At 65.4% G+C, this 16,355-nt stretch carries 13 protein-coding genes; 5 read left to right on the forward strand and 8 right to left on the reverse strand.

Annotated features, from left to right (window positions below; all coding sequences use genetic code 11):
- Positions 1 to 56 precede the first annotated feature (56 nt).
- The gene (locus tag OEJ36_RS21595; protein WP_263403300.1) at positions 57 to 1,505 is read right to left on the reverse strand and encodes a glyceraldehyde-3-phosphate dehydrogenase; all 1,449 of its coding nucleotides are present in this window, start codon (positions 1,503 to 1,505) and stop codon (positions 57 to 59) included.
- Between the two features lie 152 nt (positions 1,506 to 1,657).
- Between OEJ36_RS21595 and mfd the strand changes: the two genes are divergently transcribed.
- From mfd to OEJ36_RS21610, 3 genes are all read left to right on the forward strand, one after another.
- Entirely contained in the window at positions 1,658 to 5,101 is a 3,444-nt protein-coding gene (gene mfd / locus OEJ36_RS21600) for a transcription-repair coupling factor (RefSeq protein WP_021219529.1), read from the forward strand.
- A 20-nt stretch (positions 5,102 to 5,121) separates the two neighbouring features.
- Positions 5,122 to 5,646, forward strand: coding sequence for a peptidoglycan binding protein CsiV (locus OEJ36_RS21605; RefSeq protein WP_263403301.1), 525 nt, complete (start codon positions 5,122 to 5,124; stop codon positions 5,644 to 5,646).
- A 119-nt stretch (positions 5,647 to 5,765) separates the two neighbouring features.
- Positions 5,766 to 8,300 (forward strand): DEAD/DEAH box helicase, encoded by a 2,535-nt coding sequence (locus OEJ36_RS21610; protein ID WP_263403363.1) that lies wholly within the window; start codon positions 5,766 to 5,768, stop codon positions 8,298 to 8,300.
- A gap of 7 nt (positions 8,301 to 8,307) precedes the next feature.
- Here OEJ36_RS21610 and OEJ36_RS21615 read toward each other — a convergent pair whose 3' ends face one another.
- Genes OEJ36_RS21615 through OEJ36_RS21630 form a run of 4 tightly spaced genes read right to left on the reverse strand, consistent with a single transcriptional unit; the run spans position 8,308 to position 11,340 of the window.
- On the reverse strand, positions 8,308 to 9,045 hold the full coding sequence (locus tag OEJ36_RS21615; protein ID WP_263403302.1) for an S-methyl-5'-thioinosine phosphorylase: 738 nt from the start codon (positions 9,043 to 9,045) through the stop codon (positions 8,308 to 8,310).
- 10 nt (positions 9,046 to 9,055) lie between these two features.
- On the reverse strand, positions 9,056 to 10,054 hold the full coding sequence (gene nagZ, locus OEJ36_RS21620; RefSeq protein WP_263403303.1) for a beta-N-acetylhexosaminidase: 999 nt from the start codon (positions 10,052 to 10,054) through the stop codon (positions 9,056 to 9,058).
- A 9-nt stretch (positions 10,055 to 10,063) separates the two neighbouring features.
- Positions 10,064 to 10,588, reverse strand: a complete 525-nt coding sequence (locus OEJ36_RS21625) for a L,D-transpeptidase (RefSeq protein WP_184489229.1) — start codon at positions 10,586 to 10,588, stop codon at positions 10,064 to 10,066.
- Positions 10,589 to 10,632: 44 nt separating this feature from the next.
- Complete coding sequence (locus OEJ36_RS21630) at positions 10,633 to 11,340, reverse strand: TetR/AcrR family transcriptional regulator (protein WP_263403304.1); 708 nt, start codon at positions 11,338 to 11,340, stop codon at positions 10,633 to 10,635.
- A 240-nt stretch (positions 11,341 to 11,580) separates the two neighbouring features.
- On the opposite strand from OEJ36_RS21630, the gene lexA reads away from it, so the two are divergent.
- Positions 11,581 to 12,189 (forward strand): transcriptional repressor LexA, encoded by a 609-nt coding sequence (gene lexA / locus OEJ36_RS21635; RefSeq protein WP_031287703.1) that lies wholly within the window; start codon positions 11,581 to 11,583, stop codon positions 12,187 to 12,189.
- Positions 12,190 to 12,200: 11 nt separating this feature from the next.
- The gene (gene sulA, locus OEJ36_RS21640; RefSeq protein ID WP_263403305.1) at positions 12,201 to 12,662 is read left to right on the forward strand and encodes an SOS-induced cell division inhibitor SulA; all 462 of its coding nucleotides are present in this window, start codon (positions 12,201 to 12,203) and stop codon (positions 12,660 to 12,662) included.
- A 95-nt stretch (positions 12,663 to 12,757) separates the two neighbouring features.
- Here sulA and OEJ36_RS21645 read toward each other — a convergent pair whose 3' ends face one another.
- The 3 genes from OEJ36_RS21645 to topA all read right to left on the reverse strand — a co-directional run bounded on the left by OEJ36_RS21645 (position 12,758) and on the right by topA (position 16,260).
- Positions 12,758 to 12,991 carry a hypothetical protein gene (locus OEJ36_RS21645; protein ID WP_021219537.1) on the reverse strand — a complete coding sequence of 78 codons (234 nt, stop codon included), beginning with the start codon at positions 12,989 to 12,991 and terminating at the stop codon, positions 12,758 to 12,760.
- A gap of 71 nt (positions 12,992 to 13,062) precedes the next feature.
- Positions 13,063 to 13,581: a DUF6586 family protein gene (locus OEJ36_RS21650; protein ID WP_263403306.1), complete on the reverse strand. Its 519-nt coding sequence runs from the start codon at positions 13,579 to 13,581 to the stop codon at positions 13,063 to 13,065.
- Between the two features lie 69 nt (positions 13,582 to 13,650).
- Complete coding sequence (topA, locus tag OEJ36_RS21655) at positions 13,651 to 16,260, reverse strand: type I DNA topoisomerase (RefSeq protein WP_263403307.1); 2,610 nt, start codon at positions 16,258 to 16,260, stop codon at positions 13,651 to 13,653.
- Between the last annotated feature and the right edge of the window lie 95 nt (positions 16,261 to 16,355).

Here is a 16,355-nt window from a genome sequence, read left to right on the forward strand (position 1 = left end):
CAGACCTAAAAATGAAAAACGGGAGCCCGAAAGCTCCCGTTCTTTTCACCGTGGTATCAGCGGGGGAAGGCAGGCGGGTTGACCCCGGCCATGTCTTCCATCACGCGGACCACCTGGCAGCTGTAGCCGAACTCGTTGTCGTACCACACGTAGAGCACGACGCGGTTGTCGTTGGCGATGGTCGCCTCGGCATCCACGACGCCGGCATGGCGCGAACCGACGAAGTCGGTGGAGACCACTTCCTGCGAGCTGACGAAGTCGATCTGCTTCTGCAGGTCGGAGTGCATGGCCATCTGGCGCAGGTACTCGTTGATCTCTTCGCGGGTGGTGGCCTTTTCCAGGTTCAGGTTGAGGATGGCCATCGACACGTTCGGCGTCGGTACGCGAATGGCGTTGCCGGTCAGCTTGCCCTTCAGTACCGGCAGGGCCTTGGCGGCAGCGGTGGCGGCGCCGGTCTCGGTGATCACCATGTTCAGCGGCGCGCTGCGGCCACGGCGATCGCCCTTGTGGAAGTTGTCGATCAGGTTCTGGTCGTTGGTGTACGAGTGAACGGTTTCGACGTGGCCGTTGACGATGCCGTACTGATCGTTGACAGCCTTGAGCACCGGCACGATGGCGTTGGTGGTGCAGGAGGCGGCCGAGATGATCTTGTCTTCAGCGGTGATTTCGGTGTGGTTGATGCCGTGCACGATGTTCTTCAGCGCGCCCTTGCCGGGTGCGGTCAGAACCACGCGATCGACACCCGGGCAGCTCAGGTGCTGGCCCAGGCCCTCGGCATCACGCCATACGCCGGTGTTGTCGACCAGCAGGGCGTTCTTGATGCCGTACTGGGTGTAGTCGACTTCGGTCGGCGACTTGGCGTAGATCACCTGGATCAGGTTGCCGTTGGCGGTCAGGGTGTTGTTTTCTTCGTCGATGGTGATGGTGCCATCGAACTTGCCGTGTACCGAGTCGCGACGCAGCAGGCTGGCGCGTTTGACCAGGTCGTTGCTGGCGCCCTTGCGCACGACGATGGCGCGCAGACGCAGGCCGTCGCCACCACCGGTTTTCTCGATCAGGATGCGCGCCAGCAGGCGGCCGATGCGGCCGAAGCCGTACAGGACGACGTCGGTGCCTTCACGGGCAGCGCTGTTCTGCTTGCCGACCACGTCAGCCAGCTCGTCCTTGACGAACTGCTCGACGGCACGGCCATTGCCTTCGGCCTTGAACTTGCTGGCCATCTTGCCCAGGTCCACGGAGGCCGCGCCCAGCTTGAGCTCGCTCATGGCCTTGAGGATCGGGAAGGTGTCATGGACCGACAGTTCGCTGTCGTCAACCAGGCGGTGACGGGCGAAACGGTGGGCCTTGAGAATGTCGATCACCGAACGGTTGATCAGACCACGGCCATAGATCGAGGTCACCACGCTGTTGTTACGGTAGAGCTGGCCAATCAACGGAATCATCGCTTCCGCGAGGGCTTCACGATCGATCCACTCACCGAGACACTGGTCGGGCTTCTGAGTCACGGGCAGTACCTTCCACTATGTAGGGGCTGAAAAAAGGGGCTACATTATGACGGCGCGCGCAAGCGGCGGCAATCTGCAGCGGACGTAAGACTGACATCCGTCAGTCGGGATAGTTACAATCGCCCGGGTCCATTTTCCGACCGGAGCCTCCTTTGCCCGAGTCCGTCCTGCGTCTCCCGTCCCTGCCCACCGCTGCCGGCAAGCAGCAGTGGAGCAATCTCCCCGGCGCCGCCCTCAGCCTGGCGATAGCCGAAGCTGCCAGCGCGGCCAAGCGCTTCACCCTGCTGCTGACCGCCGACAGCCAGAGCGCCGAACGCCTGGAGCAGGAGCTGAGCTTCTTCGCGCCGTCCCTGCCCGTGCTGCACTTCCCCGACTGGGAAACGCTGCCCTATGACCTGTTCTCGCCGCACCAGGACATCATCTCCCAGCGCATAGCCAGCCTCTATCGCCTGCCAGGGCTGACCCACGGCGTGCTGGTGGTGCCCATCACCACCGCTCTGCACCGCCTGGCCCCGACGCGCTTCCTGCTGGGTTCGAGCCTGGTGCTGGATGTTGGCCAGAAGCTTGATGTCGAGCAGATGCGCAGCCGCCTGGAGGCTGCCGGCTATCGCTGCGTGGACACCGTCTACGAACACGGCGAATTCGCCGTGCGTGGCGCTCTGATCGACCTGTTCCCGATGGGCAGCGACGCGCCCTTCCGCATCGACCTGTTCGATGACGAGATCGAGACCCTGCGCACCTTCGACCCGGAAACCCAGCGCTCGGTGGACAAGGTCGAGTCGATCCGCCTGCTGCCGGCCCGCGAGTTCCCGCTGGACAAGAAGGCCGTGACCGACTTCCGCGGCCGCTTCCGCGAGCGCTTCGACGTCGACTTCCGCCGCTGCCCCATCTACCAGGACCTGGCCAGCGGCATCACCCCGGCCGGTATCGAGTACTACCTGCCGCTGTTCTTCGAGGAAAGCGCCACCCTCTTCGACTACCTGCCGGCCGACACCCAGGTGTTTTCCCTGCCCGGCATCGAGCAGGCTGCCGAGCAGTTCTGGAACGATGTGCGCAACCGCTACGAAGAGCGCCGCGTCGACCCGGAACGCCCGCTGGTCCCGCCCGCCGAGCTGTTCCTGCCGGTGGAGGACTGCTTCGCCCGCCTCAAGGGCTCGCCACGGGTCGTGGTCAGCCAGGAGGACCAGGGCACAGGCGTGGGCCGCGAACGCTTCCCCGCCCGCCCGCTGCCGACACTGGCCATCGAAGCCAAGGCCAGCGAGCCCCTGGCCGCGCTGCGCCGCTTCCTCGAAGAATTCCCGGGCCGCGTGCTGTTCAGTGCCGAATCCGCCGGCCGCCGCGAAGTGCTGCTGGAATTGCTCGCCCGCCTCAAGCTGCGCCCGCAGGAAGTCGGCGGCTGGCCGGAGTTCGTCAGCAGCAAGGAACGCCTGGCCATCACCATCGCCCCCCTCGACGAAGGGCTGCTGCTGGATGACCCGGGCCTGGCGCTGATCGCCGAAAGCCCGCTGTTCGGCCAGCGCGTGATGCAACGCCGCCGCCGCGACCGTCGCGGCGACGGTGGCGACAACGTCATCAAGAACCTCGCCGAGCTGCGTGAAGGCGCGCCGGTGGTGCATATCGACCACGGCGTCGGCCGCTACCTGGGGTTGATCACCCTGGAGATAGAAGGCCAGGCCGCGGAATTCCTCGCCCTGCAGTACGCCGAGGAAGCCAAGCTCTACGTGCCGGTGGCCAGCCTGCACCTGATCGCCCGCTACACCGGCAGCGACGACGCCCTCGCCCCGCTGCACCGCCTGGGCTCGGAAACCTGGCAGAAGGCCAAGCGCAAGGCCGCCGAACAGGTGCGCGACGTCGCCGCCGAGCTGCTGGACATCTACGCCCGCCGCGCCGCCCGCGAAGGCTATGCGTTCAAGGACCCGCTGGCCGACTACGCGACCTTCTCCGCCGGCTTCCCCTTCGAGGAAACGCCGGACCAGCAGACCGCCATCGAGGCCGTGGTGGCCGACATGCTCGCGCCCAAGCCGATGGACCGCCTGGTGTGCGGCGACGTCGGCTTCGGCAAGACCGAAGTCGCCATGCGCGCCGCCTTCGTCGCCGTGCACAGTGGCAAGCAGGTGGCCGTACTGGTGCCCACCACTCTGCTCGCCCAGCAGCACTACAACAGCTTCCGCGACCGCTTCGCCGACTGGCCGGTAACGGTCGAGGTGATGAGCCGCTTCAAGTCGGCCAAGGAAGTGGAAGGCGCCGCGCAGGAGCTTGCCGAGGGCAAGGTCGATATCGTCATCGGCACCCACAAGCTGCTGCAGGACGACATCAAGTTCAAGAACCTGGGCCTGGTCATCATCGACGAGGAGCACCGCTTCGGCGTGCGCCAGAAGGAGCAGCTCAAGGCCCTGCGCAGCGAGGTGGACATCCTCACCCTGACCGCCACGCCGATCCCGCGGACCCTGAACATGGCTGTGGCCGGCATGCGCGACCTGTCGATCATCGCCACGCCACCCGCGCGCCGCCTGTCGGTACGCACCTTCGTCATGGAGCAGCAGAACACCGTGATCAAGGAGGCCCTGCTGCGCGAGCTGCTCCGCGGCGGCCAGGTCTACTACCTGCACAACGAAGTGAAGAGCATCGAGAAGTGCGCCGCCGACCTGGCGGAGCTGGTGCCCGAGGCACGCATCGGCATCGGCCACGGGCAGATGCACGAGCGCGAACTCGAACAGGTGATGAGCGACTTCTACCACAAGCGCTTCAACGTGCTGATCGCCTCGACCATCATCGAGACCGGCATCGACGTGCCCAGCGCCAACACCATCATCATCGAGCGCGCCGACAAGTTCGGCCTGGCCCAACTGCACCAGCTGCGCGGCCGCGTCGGCCGCAGCCACCACCAGGCCTATGCCTACCTGCTGACGCCCCCGCGCAAGCAGATGACGCCGGATGCCGAGAAGCGCCTGGAGGCCATCGCCAACGCCCAGGACCTGGGCGCCGGCTTCGTCCTCGCCACCCACGACCTGGAGATCCGCGGTGCCGGCGAGCTGCTCGGCGACGGCCAGAGCGGGCAGATCCAGGCGGTGGGCTTCACCCTCTATATGGAAATGCTCGAGCGCGCGGTCAAGGCCATCCGCAAGGGCGAACAGCCGAACCTGGAACAGCCGCTGGGCGGCGGCCCGGAGATCAACCTGCGCCTGCCGGCGCTGATCCCCGAGGACTACCTGCCCGACGTGCATGCGCGCCTGATCCTCTACAAGCGCATCGCCTCGGCCGCCGACGAGGACGGCCTGAAGGAACTGCAGGTGGAAATGATCGACCGCTTCGGCCTGCTGCCCGAGCCGACCAAGAACCTGGTGCGCCTGACCCTGCTGAAACTGCAGGCGGAAAAGCTCGGCATCAAGAAAGTGGACGCCGGCCCGCAAGGTGGTCGGATAGAATTCGCCGCCGACACCTGCGTCGACCCGCTGGTGCTGATCAAACTGATCCAGAGCCAGCCCAAGCGCTACAAGTTCGAAGGGGCCACGCTGTTCCGCTTCCAGGTACCGATGGAGCGCCCGGAAGAACGCTTCAATACACTCGAGGCGCTGTTCGAGCGCCTGACTCCGTAATCCGCTTAAAGGACTGATCCATGCGTGCGTTCCGTTTCCTCGCCCTGATGCTTGCCCTGCTGGCCCCCAGCGCCTTCGCCGACGGGCTCTACCAGGTCGAGCTGATCCTCTTCCGCCAGTCGGGCGAAGCCACCCCGGCCAGCCAGCCGGCCCCGGACGACTGGGCCAACGGCGCCCAGGGCCTGGACAGCGTCGGCGAGCGCGCCACCGCACTCAATGGCGAAGCCGCCAAGCTCAACGCCGGCAATGGCTACCAGGTGCTGCTGCACAAAGCCTGGTCGCAGAGCGTCGGCGCCAACCCCAGCCGCGTGGCCATCAGCACCGGTGATCAGCAACTCGGCCACTTCCCGGTCGAAGGCACCGTGACCCTGTCCCAGGTGCGCTACACCGATGTCGCCGTCGATTTCTGGGTCAACCAGTTCGATGGCAGCGGCCTGCTCAGCGGCAGCGAGCGCATCAAGCAGGGCACCCGCCTGAAGAATGGCGAGCTGACCTACCTCGATCACTCCAGCCTGGGCGTCCTGATCCGCATCAGCCCGCTCTGAGCCACGTGCCGACACTGCTCGAACACCTGCGCCAGCACGACTGGCAGCAGGACTTCGACCCGGGCGCGCTGCAGCGCGGCGCGAGCTATGCCCGCCAGCGCCTGGCGCGCCTGACGGCGATGGACGACACCCTGCTGCAATCCAGCTGCGCCGGCTCGGGCGACAACCGCTACCAGCAGAACATCCGCCTGGCGCCCCACGGGCTCGGGGTGATCGGCCGCTGCAGCTGCCCGGTCGGCATCAACTGCAAACACTGCGTGGCCGCCATCTTCCAGGTCCTGGCGGAAGGGCCACCCAGCGCGCGCCCCGAACGGCTGGTGCCGGCCTCAGAGCCGCCGGTGGTCAGGCGCGTGCTCAAGGACATCCAGCCGCGCCCGCTGCTGACCCTGGGCAGCCTGGCGCAGAGCCTCTACGACCTGCGCAGCGGGCGCATGGTCGGCAGCCAGCAGCACCGTGCCGGGTTGGCCTTCGACTACGCCGGCATAACCACCCGTGGCAAGAACAGCCGCCAGCCCGCCGTGAGCAAGCGCCAGGGCGAACTGCTGGAAGTGCAGCGCCAACCGGCCACCGAAGAAGCCCTGCGCGAGCGCCTGCGCCAACTCGGCTTCAAGGAATCCCTGCGCCAGAGCCTGGCGCTGCCGAGCGACCTCTACGAACTCTTCGAACTGCCTGGTGACAGTGCCTGGCAGCGCTTCATGAACAAGGGCCTGCCGGAACTGCGCGCCGAAGGCTGGGAAGTGGACATCCGCCCCGGCTTCCATTTCGACCTGTCCAGTGTGGACGGCTGGTACGCCGAGCTGGAAGAAGAGCCCGGGCAGCACTGGTTCGACCTGGAGCTGGGCATCGTCGTCGAGGGGCAACGCATCAGCCTGCTGCCCATCCTGCTGCGGTTGATCCAGCAGAACCCCAAGCTGCTCAGCCCGAAAAGCCTGCAGAAGCGCCGCGACGACGAGCACCTGCGCCTGCAGCTGGACACCCTGGGAGCCGACACCGGCCGTCCCTTGCAGGTGGTCCTGCCCTTCGGCCGCCTCAAGCCGCTGCTGGCGACCCTGGGCGAGCTCTATCTGCGCGACCGACCGGAAGGCCGTAGCCTGCGCCTGAGCCTGCCCGATGCCGCGCGGCTGAACCAGCTCGACGAGCTGGAGCTGGATTGGCAGGGCGGCGAGCGTCTGCGCAGCTTCGCCGAGCGCCTGCGCGATAGCCGGCAAACCCGCCACGAGCCCCCTGCCGGCCTGCAGGCCGAGCTGCGCAGCTACCAGTTGCAGGGCCTGGCGTGGCTGCAAAGTCTGCGCGAGCTGGGTGCCGGCGGCGTGCTGGGCGACGACATGGGCCTGGGCAAGACCCTGCAGACCCTGGCCCACCTGCTGACCGAGAAGAACGCCGGGCGCCTCGACCGCCCCGCTCTGGTGGTGATGCCCACCAGCCTGATTCCCAACTGGCAGGACGAAGCCATGCGCTTCGCCCCGGAGCTGCGCGTGCTGGCCCTGCACGGCCCGAACCGCAAGAAGGATTTCGAGCGCCTGGGCGACTTCGACCTGCTGCTGACCACCTACGCCCTGCTGCCCCGCGACCTCGCCGCCTGGAAGGTACAACCGCTGCACCTGCTGGTGCTGGACGAGGCGCAGAACATCAAGACACCCACCAGCAAGGCCGCCCAGGCGGTGCGTCAGCTGGAAGCCCGACAGCGCCTGTGCCTCTCCGGCACGCCACTGGAAAACCACCTGGGCGAACTCTGGTCGCTGTTCCACTTCCTCATGCCCGGCTGGCTTGGCGACGCCAAGCAGTTCGCCCGCGACTACCGCACTCCCATCGAGAAGCGCGGCGACACCGAGCGCCTAGCGCACCTCAACGGCCGCATCCGCCCCTTCCTGCTGCGCCGCACCAAGGAATCGGTGGCCACCGAGCTGCCGGCCAAGACCGAGATCGTCCAGCGGGTCGAACTCAGCGAAGGCCAGCGCGACCTGTACGAAACGGTGCGCCTGGCGATGGACCAGAAGGTCCGCGCGGAAATCCAGGACAAGGGCATGGCGCGCAGCCAGATGGTGATACTCGAGGCGCTGCTGAAGCTGCGCCAGACCTGCTGCGACCTGCGCCTGGTGGAGCACGAGCGCACCCGCCCCTTGCGCGGCAGCACCTCGGGCAAGCTGGACAGCCTGATGGAAATGCTGGTGGAGCTGTTCGCCGAAGGCCGTAAGGTGCTGCTGTTCTCCCAGTTCACCAGCATGCTGGAACTGATCGAGGCGGAACTGCAGCAGCGCGGCATCGACTACCTGATCCTCACCGGCTCCACCCGCGATCGCCGTACACCGGTGAAGCGCTTCCAGGACGGCGAAGTGCCGCTGTTCCTCATCAGCCTCAAGGCGGGCGGCACCGGCCTCAACCTCACAGCTGCCGACACCGTGATCCACTACGACCCCTGGTGGAACCCGGCCGCCGAACGCCAGGCCACCGACCGCGCCTACCGCATCGGCCAGGACAAGCCAGTGTTCGTCTACAAGCTGATCGCCCGCGGCACGGTGGAAGAGAAGATCCAGCAGTTGCAGCAACGCAAGGCGCTGCTCGCAGACGGAATTCTCGGGCAGAGCGAAGGCGCTGACTGGCAGCTGCGCGAAGAGGACCTCGACGCCCTCTTCGCGCCCCTGCCGAAAGCCTGAAGCCCGATCAGCCCTTGAACAGCAGGGCCAGCGCTTCGCGCACCTTGCCGATCCCCTCGGCCAAGGCGGCCTCGATCTCGGCCATGGTGATGATGCCGCTGGACTTGCCGGCAGCCGGGTTGACCACCAGGGAAATGCACGCGTAGGGCAGGTCCAGCTCACGGGCGAGCACCGCCTCGGGCATGCCGGTCATCCCCACCAGGTCGCAGCCATCACGCTCCATGCGGGCGATCTCGGCCACGGTCTCCAGGCGCGGGCCCTGGGTGCAGCCATAGACGCCCTCGGCGCTGTAGGCATGGCCAGTCTTGGCGAGCGCCGCCAGCAGCTTCTGCCGCAACGCCTCGTCATAGGGGTGGCTGAAATCGATGTGGGTGACGTGATCCAGCTCGCCCTCGAAGAAGGTATCGGTGCGGCCATGGGTGTAGTCGATCACCTGGTGCGGCACGACCAGGTGCCCGGTGCCCATGGCGGCGTTGATACCACCAACGGCGTTGACCGCGATCACCGCCTGGGCGCCGGCCTGCTTCAGTGCCCAAAGGTTGGCGCGGTAGTTGACCTGATGCGGCGGAATGCGGTGCGGGTGGCCGTGGCGGGCGAGGAACAGCAGGTCACGCCCGGCGTACTCCCCTTGAACGATGCCCGCCGAGGGGGCGCCATAGGGCGTCTCGGGGTTGAGCAGCGCCTTCATGGTCAGCCCTTCGAGCTGGGTGAGGCCGGTACCACCGATAATCGCGTAAACGGTCATGTCGCTTCCTTCAGTCGATCAGCTGGGCTTCGCGCAGGGCGGCGATTGCCGATTGCCAGCGCGGGTCTTGACGGTATTCGGTGCCGGGGAAGGCACGGCGACGCATGCGTTCGAGCTGCGCGGGCGGGCTGACACGCAACTGCTGCAAGCGCGACAGGGCCAGCTCGGCCGAGGCGCGGTCGTTGCACACCAGCCCCATGTCGCAGCCAGCGCTCAGCGCGGCCTCGATGCGCTCGGCGGCATCACCCACCACGTGAGCGCCGGCCATGGACAGGTCGTCACTGAAGATCACCCCGGAGTATTTCAATTCGCCACGCAGGATGTCCTGCAGCCAGCGCTTCGAGAAGCCGGCGGGCTGCGGGTCGACCTGGGGATAGATGACATGGGCGGGCATCATGCCGTCCAGCTCCGGGGCCAGCCGCGCGAAGGGCACGAGATCCGTGGCGCGGATCTGCTCCAGGCTGCGCTCATCGGTGGGAATGGCCACGTGGGAGTCCGCCTCGGCCCAGCCGTGCCCGGGGAAATGCTTGCCGGTGGCGGCCATGCCGGCGGCACGCAGTCCACGAATGAAGGCACCGGCGAGCACGGTGGCGCGCTGCGGGTCCCCCTCGAAGGCACGGCTGCCGACCACCGCGCTGCGCTGGTGGTCGAGGTCAAGCACGGGCGCGAAGCTGATGTCCAGGCCAACGGCGAGCACCTCAGTGGCCATCAGCCAACCGCAATGCTCGGCCAGGGCTTCGGCGTTGTCGTTGTCCGCCAGAGCGCGCATGGCCGGCAGGCGCACGAAACCGTTGCGCAGGCGCTGCACGCGACCGCCTTCCTGGTCGACGGCGAGGATCAGGTCGGGACGCACGGCGCGGATGGACGCGCACAGCTCGCGCACCTGGCGCGGGTCCTCGATATTGCGGGCGAAGATGATCAGGCCGGCCACTTCCGGTTGCCGCAGGATCTGCCGATCCTCAGCGGTCAGCCAGGTGCCGCCGATGTCCAGCATCAGAGAGCCTTGCATGGGATTTCCTTAGGAGAGTTCGGCCACGGACCACTCGGGGCAAGGTGCTTCGTCTATCAGCACCGCACAGTGGACGGGCACGCGGGGGAAGAGTTCAAGCAGGTCGGCATTGCGCAGGCGTACGCAGCCATGGGACAGCGGCACGCCCATGGGTTCGCTGTCCGGCGTGCCGTGCAAATAGATATAGCGGCGCATGCTGTCGACCTTGCCGAGGCGGTTGCGCCCGGGCTCGCGGCCGCTCAGCCAGAGGATGCGGCTGAGTATCCAGTCGCGTCCGGGAAACTGGGCATGCAGATCCGGCGTCCAGGTCTCTCCGGTCCAACGCCTGCCACGCAATACGGCCCCTTGCGGCAAGCCCTCACCGATCTTCGCGCGCACCTGGTGAAGGCCGCGAGGGGTGCAATTGGAGCCGCTGAGTTCACCGGCGCCATTGAGCGCAGTGGAAACGGGAAGGCGCAGCACCAGACGCTCTCCGGCGAAGCCGTAGAGGCGCTGATCAGCAATGGAGACATGGAGTAGATCGAGGTCGGACATGGGGCGCTAGCTTAGCCGATCCCCATGACCTCGCCCACCGGCGATCAAGCCTTGGCAGGCGCGCTCGGAGACTTGCTGCGCGGCTTGAGCACCGCCTTGGAAAGGGTCTCGTCGGCCAGGCCCGTATCCGCGCGCATGCCGGCCGCAAGGAACGGCACCATCAGGCGCATCACCTGCTCGATGGACGTATTCACGCCGAAATCGGTTTCGGCCATCGCGCGCAGCGCCTTGATGCCGGACATGCTGAACGCTGCGGCGCCGAGCATGAAGTGCACGCGCCAGAACAGCTCCAGCGGCGGCACCTTGGGGGCCGACTCATTGACCAGCAGCATGTAGCGGCGGAAGACCTTGCCGTACACCTCTTCGAGGTACTTGCGAAGGTGCCCCTGGCTCTGGCTGAAGGCCAGGCCCAGCAAACGCATGAAGATGGACAGGTCGTTACCGCTGCGCGGCTTCACCGCCAGCGCCTGCTCGACCAGCATTTCCAGGAGTTCTTCGAGGGTCGCGCGTGCTTCGGTCTTCGCCTGCCGGCGATCGAGCTCGCGCTCCAGGCTCTGGCAGAAAGGCCCCAGGAAGCGCGAGAACACCGCCTGGATAAGCGCCTTCTTCGAGCCGAAGTGATAGTTCACAGCAGCCAGGTTCACACCTGCCTTGCTGGTGATCAAACGCAACGAAGTCTCGGCGAAGCCTTTCTCCGCGAACAGCTGTTCCGCTGCATCAAGAATGCGTTCGACGGTTTCCGACTGGGCCATGGCTCCTCCGCCTGACAAACACTTGTTTGAAACATACGTTTCAGGCCGCTGGCTTGTCAAGCCGCATACACCATCTTCTGACGCTCCGGTCACGGCTCGCAGGCGACATATTCCCGCAAGACAGCGGGCAAGTCACTAGAGCTCAATGGCCGCCCGGCAGAGGATGCAGAGAACACTTGTTGCCAAGCGATGATCACTGTATATAATTCCAGTCACTGTATAAAAAGACAGAGCGCCGACATGCTGAAACTCACGCCCCGCCAAGCCGAGATCCTCGCCTTCATCAAGCGCTGCATAGAAGACAACGGCTATCCGCCCACCCGCGCGGAGATCGCCCAGGAGCTGGGCTTCAAATCGCCCAACGCCGCTGAAGAGCACCTCAAGGCACTGGCCCGTAAGGGTGCCATCGAGATGACCCCCGGCGCCTCGCGAGGCATCCGCATCCCCGGCTTCGAGCCCAGCACCGAGGAAGAAGGCCTGCCCATCATCGGCCGCGTGGCCGCTGGCGCTCCCATCCTCGCCCAACAGAACATCGAGGAATCCTGCCGCATCAACCCGGAGTTCTTCCATCCCCGTGCCGACTATCTGTTGCGTGTACGCGGCATGAGCATGAAGGACATCGGCATCCATGACGGCGACCTGCTGGCCGTGCACACCACGCGTGAGGTCCGCAACGGCCAGATCGTCGTCGCCCGCCTGGATGACGAAGTCACCGTGAAGCGCTTCAAACGCGAAGGCGACAAGGTCTGGTTGATCGCCGAGAACCCGGATTTCGCACCGATCGAGGTGAACCTGCAGGAGCAGGACCTGGTCATCGAAGGCTTGAGCGTCGGCGTCATCCGCCGCTGATAGGAGGCGTCATGCAGTTCCCGCAATCGTTTGGCCGAACCCAATTGCCGCTGTTCCACGATGCCATTGTCGCCAACCCGGTGCCCCTGGCCCTGGAGCCGCAGTGGGAGGAGGAACCCGAAGCCTTCAGTGAGCTTTCGCTGAGCGGAGCTGCCGGGCACTGCCGCCACTTGCTCGCCCCCATCCTGCGGGAACTCAGCCAGGAACAGGATGCCCGCTGGCTGACGCTGATCGGTGCACCTGCCAGCCTGACCCAGGCCTGGCTACGGGATGCCGGACTGAACCGGGAGCGCATCCTTCTTCTCGATCCAAGGGGAGAACGCAGCGCGCTGGAACTGGCTTGCGAAGCCCTGAGGCTGGGTCGCAGCCATACGGTCGTCAGCTGGCTGCCACTGAGCCGCACCGAAAAGCAGGCGCTCGCACACGCCGCACGCCAGGGTGGCGCGCAGAGCCTGAACATCCGATTGGGATAAGAGACCGCTACCCGTAAACAGGCCATGTAGCCGCAACAGGTTGGTAACACGCGTGGGGAATAATCGGTTCCAGCGGGAGCCGACAAAGCGTCCCGTCAGTGCAGGACGCGCGGGCCTTCTTCGTGGTCCACTTCGCCTTCAGCCAGGCGGCCAGCCATCTGCACGCCCACATTGAGCATGGCCTTGGCGACTTCCAGGTGATGCCCCTGCAGGAATGCCTTGGCATCGGAAGAGAAGTCCAGCGTCACCAACGCCTCCTCGTCTTCCGCACGGCGCAGGATGATGCGGCCGTCGGGCAGCTCGACTATTTCCAGAAAGGACGTTGGCATGGGGTCATCTCTCCACTAAAGGCGGGCATTGTACCAGCCGGCTGACGGGCCACCCTAGCCCATCGATCAACTCAGCACTCCGACAGCGCCTCGCGGAAACGCAATGCCAGGTTTTTCAGGTGTTGCCGCCACTCTTCCAGGGTTGCACGGGAAAGGGCCGGCGGTTCTTCATCGACGCTCACCGCTTCTATCAAAGGCAACGTCGGATCGACCTTGGCCTTCTTCGGCGCCTGGGGCGGCAGGAACAGCGCGCCATAGGCGGCCAGCAGCTCGGCAAGCCAGGTTTCCGGTTGCTGGGCCAGTTCCACCAGCTCCGATAGTTCAGGGCTCGGCGCAGCAGCCAGCACGTCGGCAGTCAGCAGCATCTCGGGTCGCGGTGCATTGGCCTCGGGCAGGCGGTAGTAGCCGGCAATCTCGTGGCAAAGCCCGAGCAAGGCACCGTACAGGTGGAAGAGCGCCGCTTCGCGCTCGGCCTGGACCAGCGCCTGGGCATTCATCGCCCTGCCCTCTTCTGCCCTGCGCCAGGATTCGAGCGCCAGGCCGGCGAAATAGAGCTTCTGGTTGGTACGGGTATAGAGTTCATGCGCCATGGCGGCCACTCCGTCGCTAAATCGGTTGGCTAGTATGCGCGCCAGGCTACCCCGGCGCGCAACAGTCCATCAGCGCTTGTCTTCGACCTTCCACTTGCCGCCGTCGAAGAAGGCGCGCCAACCGGTAGGCTTGCCGTCCACTTCCGACTGCACGTACTGCTCCTTGGTCTTGCGACTGAAGCGGATCACTGCCGGACGGCCATCCGGGTCCTTGGCAGGCGCGCTGAGCAGGAAGTGGTACTTGGGATCGAGTTCTTCCTTGTGCGGAATCAGCTCGAGCACCAGGGGCGCACGGGTTTCGCGGTTCTTGGGGAACTGGCTGGCGGCCAGGAACAGGCCCGAAGCACCATCGCGCAGCACGTAGGTGTCGTCCACCTTCTCGCACTTGAGCTCCGGCATCTTGATCGGGTCGATCTTCGGCGGTGCAGCCTCGCCGCTCTTCAGCAGCTTGCGGGTGTTCTTGCACGAAGGATTGGTGCAACCGAAGAACTTGCCGAAACGACCGGTCTTCAGCTGCATCTCGCTGCCGCACTTGTCGCATTCCAGGCTCGGGCCTTCATAGCCCTTGATGCGGTATTGGCCCTGCTCGATCTCGTAGCCGACGCAATCCGGGTTGTTGCCGCAGATGTGCAGCTTGCGGGTCTCGTCCAGCAGGTAGGCATCCATCGCGGTGCTGCAGATGGGGCAACGGTGCTTGCCAAGCAGTACGCGGGACTCCGACTCACCTTCGTCGTCCGCAGCGATTTCGTCGCCCGGCACCAGGTTGATGGTGGCCTTGCAGCGCTCTTTCGGCGGCAGGCTGTAGCCCGAGCAACCGAGGAATACACCCGTGGATGCCGTGCGGATCATCATCGGCCGGCCGCATTCGCGGCAGGCGATATCGGTGGGCGTCGGCTGGTTGGCGCGCATGCCGCTGTCCGCGACCTCGGCCACTTCCAGCTTCTTCTTGAAGTCGCCGTAGAACTCGTCCAGCAGGTTCTTCCAGTCGCGCTCGCCCTGGGCGACGTCGTCCAGGTTCTCTTCCATGCCGGCGGTGAAGCCGTAGTCCATCAGGTCGGAGAAGCTTTCATTCAGGCGCTCGGTGACGATGTCGCCCATCTTCTCGGAATAGAAGCGGCGGTTGTGCACCGTGACGTAGCCGCGATCCTGGATAGTGGAGATGATCGCCGCATAGGTGGACGGGCGACCGATGCCACGCTTTTCCAGCTCCTTGACCAGGCTGGCTTCGGAGAAGCGTGCCGGCGGCTTGGTGAAGTGCTGGCTGGGGTCGAGCTTGATCAGCTTCAGGCCTTCGCCTTCCTTCATGTCCGGCAGCACGTCGTCTTCGCCCGGCTTGCTCTGTTGCGGCAGTACGCGGGTGTAACCGTCGAACTTGAGGATGCGGCCCTTGGCGCGCAGCTCGAAATCACCGGCAGCCACGGCAACGGTGGTGGACAGGTATTCGGCCGACGGCATCTGGCAGGCCACGAACTGGCGCCAGATCAGGTCGTACAGGCGCTCGGCGTCACGTTCCATGCCCGACAGCTGGGTCGGCTTGAGGTTGACGTCGGAAGGACGGATCGCCTCGTGCGCCTCCTGGGCGCCCTCCTTGCTCGAATAGAAGTTCGGCTTGGCCGGCAGGTACTTCTCACCGAACTCGCCCTCGATGAAGCCGCGCACCATGGTGACGGCGTCGGCAGAGAGGTTGGTCGAGTCGGTACGCATATAGGTGATGTAGCCCGCCTCGTAGAGACGCTGGGCCATCATCATGGTCTTCTTCACCCCGAAGCCCAGGCGGTTGCTCGCTGCCTGCTGCAGGGTGGAGGTGATAAAGGGGGCGGACGGACGGCTCGAGGTCGGCTTGTCCTCGCGCTTCATGACGCTGTAGCTGGAGGACTTGAGCTTCTCCAGCGCGGCCATGGCCTGGGCTTCGTTCAGCGGCTTGAAGGCAGAACCCTTCTCCTTGGCCACTTCGAAACGCACGTTGGCGCCCTTGGCGGTACCCAGGTCGGCGTGGACTTCCCAGTACTCTTCCGGAACGAAGGCACGGATCTCGCGCTCACGCTCCACGACCAGCTTCACCGCCACCGACTGCACGCGGCCAGCGGAAAGGCCGCGGGCGATCTTCTGCCACAGCAGCGGCGAGACCATGTAACCCACGACGCGATCGAGGAAGCGACGGGCCTGCTGGGCGTTGACACGGTTGATGTCCAGCTCGCCCGGGCGGGAGAAGGCTTCCTGGATGGCCTTCTTGGTGATTTCGTTGAATACCACGCGCTTGTAGCGGCTGTCGTCACCACCGATGGATTCCCGCAGGTGCCAGGCAATGGCCTCCCCTTCGCGGTCCAAGTCGGTTGCGAGATAGATGGTGTCGGCATCCTTGGCCAGACGACGCAGTTCCTCGATCACCTTTTCCTTGCCGGGAAGGATCTCGTACTTGGCCTTCCAGCCATGTTCGGGGTCGACGCCCATGCGGGTGAACAGCTGGCGCTTGGCTTTTTCCTTGGGCGACAGTGCGGGAGCCTCGGACGCGGCCGCCTTGCCGCGCTTCACCGGTTCCTTGCTGGCACTGGCCGAACCGCTGGTAGGCAGGTCACGGATATGGCCGATGCTCGACTTCACCACGTACTGGTTGCCCAGGTACTTGTTGATGGTCTTGGCCTTGGCCGGGGATTCCACGATGACCAGCGATTTGCCCATGGATCGGAAATTTCCTGAATTCGATAAATGAAAGGCGGGAGCCACCTGACGCGGCACCGCTATATATAGTGGCGAACAAGACAAGGTCAAGCTTA

The sequence above is a fragment of the Pseudomonas sp. PDM13 genome, from assembly GCF_025685765.1.
Lineage (GTDB): Bacteria > Pseudomonadota > Gammaproteobacteria > Pseudomonadales > Pseudomonadaceae > Metapseudomonas > Metapseudomonas solani.

What these genes read in the sequence shown, in the direction of transcription:
- OEJ36_RS21605 (WP_263403301.1), top strand. Translation starts at nt 5,122, where the DNA reads ATGCGTGCGTTCCGTTTCCTCGCCCTGATGCTTGCCCTGCTGGCCCCC.
- OEJ36_RS21610 (WP_263403363.1), top strand. Translation starts at nt 5,766, where the DNA reads ATGGACGACACCCTGCTGCAATCCAGCTGCGCCGGCTCGGGCGACAAC.
- OEJ36_RS21615 (WP_263403302.1), bottom strand. Translation starts at nt 9,045, where the DNA reads ATGACCGTTTACGCGATTATCGGTGGTACCGGCCTCACCCAGCTCGAA.
- nagZ (WP_263403303.1), bottom strand. Translation starts at nt 10,054, where the DNA reads ATGCAAGGCTCTCTGATGCTGGACATCGGCGGCACCTGGCTGACCGCT.
- OEJ36_RS21625 (WP_184489229.1), bottom strand. Translation starts at nt 10,588, where the DNA reads ATGTCCGACCTCGATCTACTCCATGTCTCCATTGCTGATCAGCGCCTC.
- OEJ36_RS21630 (WP_263403304.1), bottom strand. Translation starts at nt 11,340, where the DNA reads ATGGCCCAGTCGGAAACCGTCGAACGCATTCTTGATGCAGCGGAACAG.
- lexA (WP_031287703.1), top strand. Translation starts at nt 11,581, where the DNA reads ATGCTGAAACTCACGCCCCGCCAAGCCGAGATCCTCGCCTTCATCAAG.
- sulA (WP_263403305.1), top strand. Translation starts at nt 12,201, where the DNA reads ATGCAGTTCCCGCAATCGTTTGGCCGAACCCAATTGCCGCTGTTCCAC.
- OEJ36_RS21645 (WP_021219537.1), bottom strand. Translation starts at nt 12,991, where the DNA reads ATGCCAACGTCCTTTCTGGAAATAGTCGAGCTGCCCGACGGCCGCATC.
- OEJ36_RS21650 (WP_263403306.1), bottom strand. Translation starts at nt 13,581, where the DNA reads ATGGCGCATGAACTCTATACCCGTACCAACCAGAAGCTCTATTTCGCC.
- topA (WP_263403307.1), bottom strand. Translation starts at nt 16,260, where the DNA reads ATGGGCAAATCGCTGGTCATCGTGGAATCCCCGGCCAAGGCCAAGACC.